The 9,389-nt window shown below is 69.9% G+C and carries 8 protein-coding genes; 2 read left to right on the top strand and 6 right to left on the bottom strand.

The genetic code is table 11. The annotated features are described in order from the left end of the window. Nucleotides 1–345: 345 nt before the first annotated feature. Complete coding sequence (locus ACQKIP_RS31070) at nucleotides 346–726, bottom strand: MmcQ/YjbR family DNA-binding protein (protein WP_365855166.1); 381 nt, start codon at nucleotides 724–726, stop codon at nucleotides 346–348. A 73-nt stretch (nucleotides 727–799) separates the two neighbouring features. After that, entirely contained in the window at nucleotides 800–1,786 is a 987-nt protein-coding gene (locus tag ACQKIP_RS31065; protein ID WP_365855168.1) for an alpha/beta hydrolase, read from the bottom strand. Nucleotides 1,787–2,111: 325 nt separating this feature from the next. On the opposite strand from ACQKIP_RS31065, the gene ACQKIP_RS31060 reads away from it, so the two are divergent. Both ACQKIP_RS31060 and ACQKIP_RS31055 read left to right on the top strand, forming a co-directional pair. After that, nucleotides 2,112–5,630, top strand: a complete 3,519-nt coding sequence (locus ACQKIP_RS31060) for a ThuA domain-containing protein (protein ID WP_365855170.1) — start codon at nucleotides 2,112–2,114, stop codon at nucleotides 5,628–5,630. Between the two features lie 34 nt (nucleotides 5,631–5,664). Next, entirely contained in the window at nucleotides 5,665–6,537 is an 873-nt protein-coding gene (locus ACQKIP_RS31055; protein WP_365855172.1) for a sugar phosphate isomerase/epimerase family protein, read from the top strand. Here ACQKIP_RS31055 and ACQKIP_RS31050 read toward each other — a convergent pair. The 4 genes from ACQKIP_RS31050 to ACQKIP_RS31035 form a co-directional block, all read right to left on the bottom strand. Further along, entirely contained in the window at nucleotides 6,507–7,112 is a 606-nt protein-coding gene (locus ACQKIP_RS31050) for a GNAT family N-acetyltransferase (protein ID WP_365855174.1), read from the bottom strand. The two genes, ACQKIP_RS31055 and ACQKIP_RS31050, sit on opposite strands and share 31 nt — an antisense overlap. Further along, complete coding sequence (locus tag ACQKIP_RS31045; RefSeq protein ID WP_365855176.1) at nucleotides 7,109–7,672, bottom strand: helix-turn-helix domain-containing protein; 564 nt, start codon at nucleotides 7,670–7,672, stop codon at nucleotides 7,109–7,111. Before ACQKIP_RS31045 ends, ACQKIP_RS31050 begins: the two co-directional genes overlap by 4 nt. Before the next feature lie 61 nt (nucleotides 7,673–7,733). Then, entirely contained in the window at nucleotides 7,734–8,567 is an 834-nt protein-coding gene (locus ACQKIP_RS31040; RefSeq protein WP_365855178.1) for an ABC transporter ATP-binding protein, read from the bottom strand. 14 nt (nucleotides 8,568–8,581) lie between these two features. Next, nucleotides 8,582–9,389 (bottom strand): ABC transporter substrate-binding protein (locus ACQKIP_RS31035; protein WP_427744785.1); only part of this gene is annotated, 808 nt, incomplete at its 5' end.

The raw sequence follows: 9,389 nt of genomic DNA, 5'->3' as shown, positions 1-9,389 counted from the left end.
CGGCCCCTCCCGACTCCAGCCCAGCGGCCCCCCGCCGCCCGTTCCCGACGCACCCTCCCGGCCCGAGGCCGGCAGCCCCTCGCCGCCCCCGCACAGCAAGCCCCCGCGCTCCCCCGCCGGCGGGCTCTCCCGCTCCGTGGCCGGTGGCACATCCCCGGAACCAGGTCCGCGGTCGGCCCGCGGACGCCTGGCTCGGCGGTCCCGCGCACGCCCGCCCTCGTCAATTCCGCCCCCTGACGGCACCCCTGTCCCCTCCCCCGGCGGCTGCGCAGGGCCCGCCCCTGTCCGTGGTGATCCCGCCCCTGCCCGGATCATGCCACGGCGCACCGACAGCGGCCGGTCCGTTCAGCTCGCGGGCGGCAGTCCCAACTCGGGGTAGGCGTCCAGGAGTCGGGTCGGAGCGGCCTGGCGCCAGGAATCGGCAAGGATGTCCTTCAATTCGGCCGCGTCGAGGGCCGAGAGGCGGGCGCGCACCCAGGCGAACATGGCCTCGTGGTCGGCGATCCAGAACTTGTCCGGCTCCGCGAGGACCAGCTCGTCACGCTCCTCCTTCGGACACCGCACGGCGATGGACGTCTCGTCCTCGGGGAGCGTGGCGAACATCTTTCCGGCTACCCGGAAGGTGGGCATGCTCCAGGCGATCTTCTCCGTCGTATCCGGCAGGGCCAGTGCGATACGGCGTACATCGTCGCCCGTGACCTGGGCCTTGGCGTGAGCTCGAGACATGCCCCGAACGGTAGCCAACGCCACTGACAGCGGCACCCCGGACGCCCTTCACCGAGCGCGCCCCGAGCCTCCCTCAGAGCACCCGCTTGTCCAGCCAGTCCCGCAGGTCCTCCTGGGCCTCGTCCCGGTTGGTCTCGTTGAGGATCTCGTGGCGCGCCCCCTCGTACCCCCTCCAGGTGAGGTCGTCCATGTCCAGGTACCGGTAGTCCTCCAGGAGTTCATGGACCAGCGTCATGCCCTGGTTGCAGGGGTCCTCGGTGCCGACGGCGATGTGCACGGGCAGGTCGGCCGGGACCCGGGCGAGGTTCCGCGGGTCGTTCATCTTGCGTACCGCACGCACCCAGTCCAGGCAGAGCCCGGCGGAGAACGGGAATCCGCAGCGTTCGTCGGCGACGTACTCGTCGACCTCCGCCTCGTCGCGCGAGAGCCACTCGAATCCGGTGCGGTGCGGGTACGCGTCGTTGAAGGCGGCGAAGAGTTCGGGGAGGTAGGAGGAGATCCCCTCGCGGCCGTTCTCGGCGATCTCGCGCTCCAGGCGGGCGATCGACTCCTCGATCCCGACCCCGGGCAGGGAACGGAAGGTTCCGGAGAGGATCAGGCCCGCCAGGCCGTCCGGGTACTCCTGGGCGTAGTCCCTGGCCAGGTGCGATCCCATGCTGTGGCCGAGCAGGAAGAGCGGGGTTCCGGGGTGCAGGGTGCGTACCTGATCGCCGATCGCCTTGAGGTCGTCGACCATGGCGCGCCAGCTGTCGAAGGGGGACTCGGCCGCGGACGCGTCGGCGGACGTGCCCGTCACGCCGTACCCACCGGTCGCCTGCGCCGTGGCGCCGTGGCCCCGGTGGTCGGAGGCGATCACTCCATAGCCGTGCTCGGTCAGATGGCGCGCGAACCTGTCGTAGCGCAGGGCGTGTTCCCCCGCGCCGTGCGCGATCTGTACGAACGCGCGCGGCCGGCCGCCGCCGGGCAGCCAGGTGTACGTGGCGACGGGGACGCCGTCCACCGCGTTCACGAGTCCGGCGGTGTACGCGGCGGGGGCCGGCGTCGAGGCGTGGTCTGACATTCGGGAAACTCCCCTGTACGACTTCTCTGTGGCTTCCATCGGGCTTCCGCACGGCTTCCATGCGGCCTCCGTACGGCTACCCCTCCCTGGCCCTGAAACCCTCCCCCGCACACGCGCCCTCATACCAGCAGCTCTCCCGGTAGCTCGCGGTGACTCCCTTCTCACGCCAGGCGCTTCCGACCCATTGACCCCCCGTCAGAGCGGAACCTACGCTGAGCAGCGCGCAGGAGAAAGCGCTTTCTAACCTCTCCGCGCACCGCGCAACTCGCACTCAACGCACACCCGGCTACCGGCAGCCGTCCACCCGCCCAGCCCAGGGAGCGCCATGAGTTCCACGAGTCCCACCGCGCCCAGACGCGGCCCCGTCCGGCCGAGGCCCGGACCCACCACGCCGAGCCCCTGGCTCGCGATCGTCGCCCTGCTCGCCCTCGTCATCGGCCTCGCCCTCACCGTGCCGTCCCGCGCGTCGGCGCAGGTGGAGCCGGAGGCCGACCCGTACCGCGTGCTTGTCTTCTCCAAGACCACGAACTCGGACCACGAATCGATCCCCGCGGGCATCGAGGCCATCAAGAAGCTCGGCAGCGAGAACGGCTTCGAGGTGGAGGCCACGGACGACGCGGCGGCCTTCGCCGACGCCAATCTCGCCCGCTTCCAGGCCATCGTCTTCAACAACACCAACTCGACCCCCGAGACGGGTGATCTGCTCGACGCGGAGCAGCGCGCGGCCTTCCAGAAGTACGTCCGCGCGGGCGGCGGCTGGGTCGGTCTGCACTCCGCGTCGGCCAGCGAGCGCGACTGGACCTGGTACGAGGGCCTGGTCGGCGCGATCTTCGACAAGCACCCCGAGGTGCAGACCGGGCGGATCAAGGTGCTCGACCACGCGCACCCCTCCACCAAGGGGCTTCCGGAGCTCTGGGAGCGCACGGAGGAGTGGTACAACTGGCGCGCCAATCCGACGGGGAAGGTGCACACGCTCGCGCAGGTCAAGGTGCGCGACGGCGTCACCGGCCTCGACGAGGGCGTCGACCAGCCGTGGTCCTGGTGCCAGAACTATGACGGCGGCCGCTCCTGGTACACCGCGGGCGGGCACGACAAGTCGGCCTTCCAGGAGGAGGGCTTCCTCAAGCACATCCTGGGCGGCATCGAGTGGGCCGCGGGCAACAAGCCCGGCGACTGCACCGCGACCAAGACCGGCGCCTTCCAGCGCACGCCGCTTGCCACCAACGACCTGGCCGACCCCTTCGAACTGGCCGTCGCCCCCGACCGCCGGGTGTTCTTCGTCCAGCGCACCGGCAAGCTCAAGATCATCGACCAGGAGACCCTCAAGGTCTCCACGGCGCTCGACTTCGAGTACACCCCCGAGATGACGAGCCAGTCGGACGGGCTGCTCGGTCTCGCGCTCGACCCGGATTTCCAGGACAACCACTGGGTCTATCTCCTCAATTCCGACAAGACCGAGAAACGCATCAATCTCTCCCGCTTCACTGAAGCGGGCGGAAAGGTCGATCCGGCGACGGAGAAGCGGCTCCTGACCATTCCCACGCTGCGCGGCGAGGGCCGGGCCAACTCGCACATGGCGGGGTCGATCGCCTTCGACAAGAAGGGCGACCTGTACATCGCGACGGGTGACAACACCGACCCGTTCGCCTCGGACGGATTCAGCCCGATCGACGAGCGCGAAGGCCGCCGCGCCTGGGACGCGCAGGGCACCTCGGGCAATACGAACGACCTGCGCGGCAAGGTTCTGCGCGTCACCCCGAAGGACGACGGGACCTATTCGGTGCCGGAGGGCAATCTCTTCGCGCCGGGGACCGACAAGACCCGGTCCGAGATCTACGCGATGGGCATGCGCAATCCCTTCCGCATCACCACGGACCCGCTGAGCGGCGCCCTGCTGATGGCCGACTACGGGCCCGACGCGAGAGCGGCCGTCGCCGACCGCGGCCCCGAGGGGACGGTCGAGTTCAACCGCATCACCAAGGCGGGCAATTACGGCTGGCCCTACTGCGTCGGCAACAACATCCCGTTCAACGACTACGACTTCGCGACGAAGAAGTCGGGCGCGAAATTCGACTGCTCGAAGATCGTGAACGATTCGCCGAACAACACCGGTCTGCGTGAACTGCCGCCCGCACAGCCCGCGGACGTCTGGTACGCCTACTCCGCCTCCAAGGAGTTCCCGGAACTCGGCACGGGCGGCGGCGCCCCGATGAGCGGACCGGTCTACGACTACGACGCCGCCAACACGTACAAGACGAAGTTCCCCGAGTACTTCGAGGGGAAGTGGTTCAACTACGAGCTGACGCGGCAGTGGTTCAAGGTCTTCTCGATGCAGGAGAAGGACCAGACGTTCACCGATCCGCGCTTCGATCCCGCGAAGGCGGGCGATCTGAATTCGATCAACTCCATTTTCCCGGACATGAAGTGGAACCAGCCTTTCGACGCGGACTTCGGTCCTGACGGCGCGATGTACGTCATCGACTTCGGGCTCGGCAGCGGCACCGGCCGCGGCGGCAGCAACGAGGGCGCGGGCATCTACCGCATCGACTACGTGGCGGACGGACATCTGCCGGACGCCCGGGTCACGGCCACCCCGGACAACGGCAGCACCCCGCTCAAGGTCACGTTCTCCAGCGAGGGCTCGGGCCTCCCGGACGGGAAACCCGTCACGTACGCCTGGGACTTCGACGGCAACGGCACGACCGACTCGACCGAGGCCAACCCGACGCACACGTACACCAAGAAGGGTCTCTTCAGCGCGCGTCTGAAGGTGACGGGCCCCGACGAGCTGAGCGGTCTCGCCGTACAGGAGATCACCGTCGGGAACACCCGGCCCGTGGTGACGATCCAGCAGCCGCCCAACGGAGGCACGTTCAGCTTCGGGGACACCATCCCGTTCAAGGTCAAGGTGACGGACAAGGAGGACGGGAAGATCGACTGCACACGGGTCGTCGTCCAGTCCCAGCTCGGGCACGACGCCCACCTGCACCCGCTGGACAACTACACCGGCTGCGCGGGCGAGATCGTGACGGACGCCGGGGACAGCCACGGACCGGGCCAGAACCTCTACTACGGGATCACCGCCCAGTACGAGGACAAGGGCGCGTCCGGGGTGCCCGCCCTGACGGGTTCCTCCTCGCTGACCCTGCGGACCTCCTTCCGCGAGGCCGAGCACCGCACCGCCACCGGCGGGGCGCACGGCGGCGTGGACACCGGTGAGCGCGCGGACGCGTCCGGCGGCAAGCGGCTCATCGAGATCGAGGACGGCGACTGGGTCTCCTTCGACCCCGTCAACTTCAAGGGCGTCGACTCCGTGACGGTGGGCGCGTCCTCGGGCGGCCTGGGCGGTGACATCGAGTTCCGCGCCGGGTCTCCCACGGGCAAGCTGCTCGGCAAGGCGAGCGTGCCGAACACGGGCGGCTGGGGCAACTTCATCTCGCCGACCGTCGACCTGGCCGACCACGACGGCACGACGAAGCTGTACGCCGTCTTCACCAACCCCGAGTGGACCTCCGACAAGGCCGATCTCCTCAGCGTCGACTGGCTGCACTTCAACGGCCCCGGGGTCGAGAAGAAGGCCGGCGCGAAGGTGACGGTCAAGGCGGCACCGGCCGACGGCACCGCGCCGCTCGCCGTCAAGCTCACGAGCACGGTGAAGCTCCCGCAGGGCCGTACCGCGGCCTCGTACCACTGGGACTTCGGCGACAACGCCAAGCCCTCCGGCACGGAGAGCGGCAGCGCCGAGCACACGTACGCGCGCGCGGGCACGTACACGGCGCATCTGACCGTCACCGACGACAAGGGCGACACGACGACCGGCGCTGTCCGGATCACGGCGAAGTGAGGGGGCGGACATGACAGCCAAGAGGAGAACCGGCATGACGAGAACCGGCCTGAACGGGACCAGGCGAGCCTTTCTCGGTACGTCGATGGGGCTCGCGGCGGCGCTCGGTACCGCACTGCCCGCGCACGCGGGTGAGGCGTCGAAGCACCGGCGCATCCCGCGCGGCGGCATCGGCATGCACCTCTACACGATGCGCGATGCCCTCGCCGGGGACTTCGCGGGCACCCTGGAGCAGCTCGCCGACATCGGCTACGCGACCGTGGGCGTGAGCGGCAGGCACGGGAACAGCGCGGCCGGCATCCGGCGGATGCTCGACGCGGTGGACCTGAAGGCGGTCCTCGAGCACGTCGCGTACGACACGCTCAAGGGCAGCGGTCTCCCGCAGGCCCTGGAGGATCTGCACACCCTGGGCGCGAAGTGGCCGGTGGTGCCGAGCCTGCCCGGCGCCCTGCACACACCGGACGGATTCCGGGAAGCGGCACGGCAGTTCAACCGCATCGGACAGGCTTCGCGCGACGCCGGTCTCGGCCCGGTCCTCTTCCACAACCACGGCTCCGACCATGTGGTGGTGGACGGCACGAGCCTGTACGACATCCTCCTGGCCGAGACCGACCCGCATCTGGTCGGCTTCGAACTGGACGTGTACTGGGCGGCCAAGGGCGGCGGTTCGGATCCGGGGCGGTACTTCGTACGGCATCCGCGCCGGTTCCCCGCGCTCCACGTGAAGGACATGGCACCGGACGGCGGCTTCGCCGACGTCGGTTCGGGGACGCTGGACTTCGCCGCGATGTTCGACAACGCGCGCGTGGGCGGCGTCAAGCAGTGGCTGGTGGAGCACGACACCCCCACCGATGCGTTCGCCACGGCCCGCAACAGCTACCGGTATCTGGCGGCGCTGCGGTACTGACGTGCCGGGTCGTCCGGCCGGGATGCGCTCGAACCGCCCGTCTTCTTGAAGAAGAGGGTCGTCGGGTGGAGCACCCCGGCCGGATCGGCCGCGTAGTCCGGGATGACCCCGGCCTCCGTCCAACCGCCGGACCGGTAGAGGGACTCGGCGGGGCTTCCCGTCTCCGTGTCCAGGATCAGGAGGGTCACGCCCGCATCTGCCGCCGCCGCTTCCGCCGTGGCCAGGAGGGTGCGGGCGAGGCCCTGCCCTCGTGCGGAGCCGTGCACCATCAGCTTGAGGATCTCGGCGCGGTGTCTGCCGTTGGGCTTGTCCACGAAGCCGAGGCTGACGGTTCCGGTGATCCGCGCGGCGTCATGCGCGGCGTCGTACGCAGCCCAGATCGCGAGCCGCCCGTCCGCCACCGCCGGGGCCAGGCCCCGCCACCAGTCGGCGGCGGCAGACCGGTCGAAGGGCGCGAGGAAGCCGAGGGAGGAGCCGCCGTCCACGACGTCGGCGAGCAGGGCGCCCAAATCGTCTGCCGATGCGACGAGTTGATCCGCGGTGAGACGCGTGACGGTCGCTCGCCCGGCCCTCATGGCGCGACCACCACCAGGGCATACCGCACGGCACGCTCCCCCGTGCACCGGAACCGCGTCGCCCCCCACACCCGGAAGCGCAGGCAGTCCCCCGCGTCCAGGGCATGCGCCTCGCCCTGCACGGTGACCTCCAGCTCCCCGTCGAGCACCCAGATGTGCTGTTCCAGGCCGGGCACGGGAGGCCGGTCGTAGGCGACGTCCGCGCCCGGCTCCAGGCGGCCCTCGACGAGTTCGCCGCGCAGTCCCGCGTGCGGCGGCGACACCGACCGCCGTACGAAGCCGGACGCGCCGTCGGTCCACACGCGCTGCGCGGCGGCGCGCACGACCTGCGCGGGTTCGGCCTCCACCTCGCTCAGGAGCTGGGACATGGTGCGTCCGTAGACGGCGCAGAGCCGGTTCAGGAGGGCCGCCGTGGGGCTGGTCTCCGCGCGTTCGGCCCGCGACAAGGTGGAGCGGCTCACGCCGCTGCGGTCCGCCAGGTCACCCAGGGACCAGCCGCGCTCCGACCGCAGCTCGGACAGGCGCGCGGCCAGCCGCTCGTCGACGTCATCGTGTTCCATATCCGGCACGCTATCCCAGATATGAAACGCGCGGCAATCGACGGCATCTGCGGCTCACGCCTCACTCGTGCGCCGACACCGCCCCGAGGAGTTCCCTGATCCGCCCCGTGGCCTCGCCGAACTCGGGTGTCGCCAGCGTCGTCGCGTAGGAACGCTCGGCGGGCAGGCCGACATCGATGATCTCCGTGATGGTGCCGGGCCGCGGGCTCATCACGACGACGCGGTCCGCGAGATAGACGGCCTCCGGGATCGAGTGGGTCACCAGGAGCACCGTGGTGCCCGTCTCGCGCCAGATCCGGTTCAGCTCGACGTTCATCTGCTCGCGCGTAAGCGCGTCGAGCGCTCCGAAGGGCTCGTCCATGAGCAGTACCGGCGGTTCGTGCAGGAGCGCGCGGCAGAGCGCGACGCGCTGTTGCATGCCGCCGGACAGCTCGTGCGGATAGGCGTCCTCGAAGCCGCCGAGTCCCGTCATGCGGATCAGATCGTTGGCACGCGCGCGTGCCTCTGCGCCCGGGATTCCCCGCATCTCCGCCTGGAGCAGGATGTTGCGGCGTGCCGTGCGCCAGTCCAGGAGCGCGGCGCGCTGGAAGACGTAGCCGATGTCCCGGCGCGGCCCGCGCACCTGCTCGCCGCCGAGAAGCACGCCGCCCGAGGACGGCGCGAGCAGCCCGGCGACCAGCTTCAGGAGGGTGGACTTACCGCATCCCGAAGGGCCGACGATCGCCACGAACTCCCCCGCGCGGACGTCGAGCGAGACGTCCTGCAACGCGGTGACGTCTTTCTTCTTCGTACGGAAGCGGACGGCGACGTCGTCGAGGCGCACCGCGGACGGCTTCGCGTCCCCGGCCGGCGCACGAGGATCGTCACTCGTTCTGAGAGCCGCGTCCTTCGTCATGGTCCTGCCGCCCCTCATCCCTTGATCCCCTTGGCCGCGTCCCAGTAGTCCGCGACGGGCTTGGCCTCCTTGACCAGGCCTGCCTTCGAGAAGACATCGATGGTCTGCTGCCAGTCCGCCTCGGTGTTGGCGCCCGGCGCCTTGCCCTCCGTAGCGTCGGTGTGCAGCAGGGTCAGCGTCGTCTTGAACTGCTCGGACAGCACGTCCTTGGGCGGCAGTTGCTCGGACGCGCCCTCCATCGAGGCGACCGCGGGCTCCGGGCTCTTCTCTGCGGCGGCCCAGGACTCGCTCACCGCGGCGGTCATGCGCTTGGCCAGATCGCCGTTGCCCTGGAGGGTCTTGGGTCCGGCGATGAGGCCGTTGGAGTAGAAGTTCAGTCCGTTCTCGGAGAAGCGCAGGTACGAGACGTCCTTCTTGGCCTTGTTCTGCATGGTGGGGCCCTGGTCGCTCGCGTATCCGAGCAGTGCGTCCGTCTTGCCGGAGATCACCGCGGCGATCTTGCCGGCCGGGTCGGTGTTCTGGACCTTGACGTCGGAGAGTTCCAGGCCGTTCTTCTCCAGGAAGATCGGGAACGTCTTGGTGAGCGCGTCGCCCGCCGTACCCGCGATCATCTTGCCCTTGAGGTCGCCGGGCGCCTTGATGCCCTGCGCGTCGAAGAACTGGACGGAGGCGGGTGTCGTCTGGAGGAACACCCCGAGGCTCTTCACCTTGACGCCCTGGTCGACGCCCGCGAGCACCGCGGGGGTGTCCGCCCAGCCGAAGTCGGTCTGCCCGGCGCCGGTGGCCTGCACGGTCTTCTGCGAGCCCTGGCCCGCCCTGATG

The sequence above is a fragment of the Streptomyces sp. NPDC059900 genome (assembly GCF_050270335.1).
Classification (GTDB): domain Bacteria; phylum Actinomycetota; class Actinomycetes; order Streptomycetales; family Streptomycetaceae; genus Streptomyces.
Note: the sequence above shows the minus strand (reverse complement) of the source record. Positions and strands in the feature narration are given on the sequence as shown.

Excerpts from the sequence above, each read along its gene's own strand:
- ACQKIP_RS31070 (WP_365855166.1), bottom strand. The coding sequence starts at position 726 with ATGTCTCGAGCTCACGCCAAGGCCCAGGTCACGGGCGACGATGTACGC.
- ACQKIP_RS31065 (WP_365855168.1), bottom strand. The coding sequence starts at position 1,786 with ATGTCAGACCACGCCTCGACGCCGGCCCCCGCCGCGTACACCGCCGGA.
- ACQKIP_RS31060 (WP_365855170.1), top strand. The coding sequence starts at position 2,112 with ATGAGTTCCACGAGTCCCACCGCGCCCAGACGCGGCCCCGTCCGGCCG.
- ACQKIP_RS31055 (WP_365855172.1), top strand. The coding sequence starts at position 5,665 with ATGACGAGAACCGGCCTGAACGGGACCAGGCGAGCCTTTCTCGGTACG.
- ACQKIP_RS31050 (WP_365855174.1), bottom strand. The coding sequence starts at position 7,112 with ATGAGGGCCGGGCGAGCGACCGTCACGCGTCTCACCGCGGATCAACTC.
- ACQKIP_RS31045 (WP_365855176.1), bottom strand. The coding sequence starts at position 7,672 with ATGGAACACGATGACGTCGACGAGCGGCTGGCCGCGCGCCTGTCCGAG.
- ACQKIP_RS31040 (WP_365855178.1), bottom strand. The coding sequence starts at position 8,567 with ATGACGAAGGACGCGGCTCTCAGAACGAGTGACGATCCTCGTGCGCCG.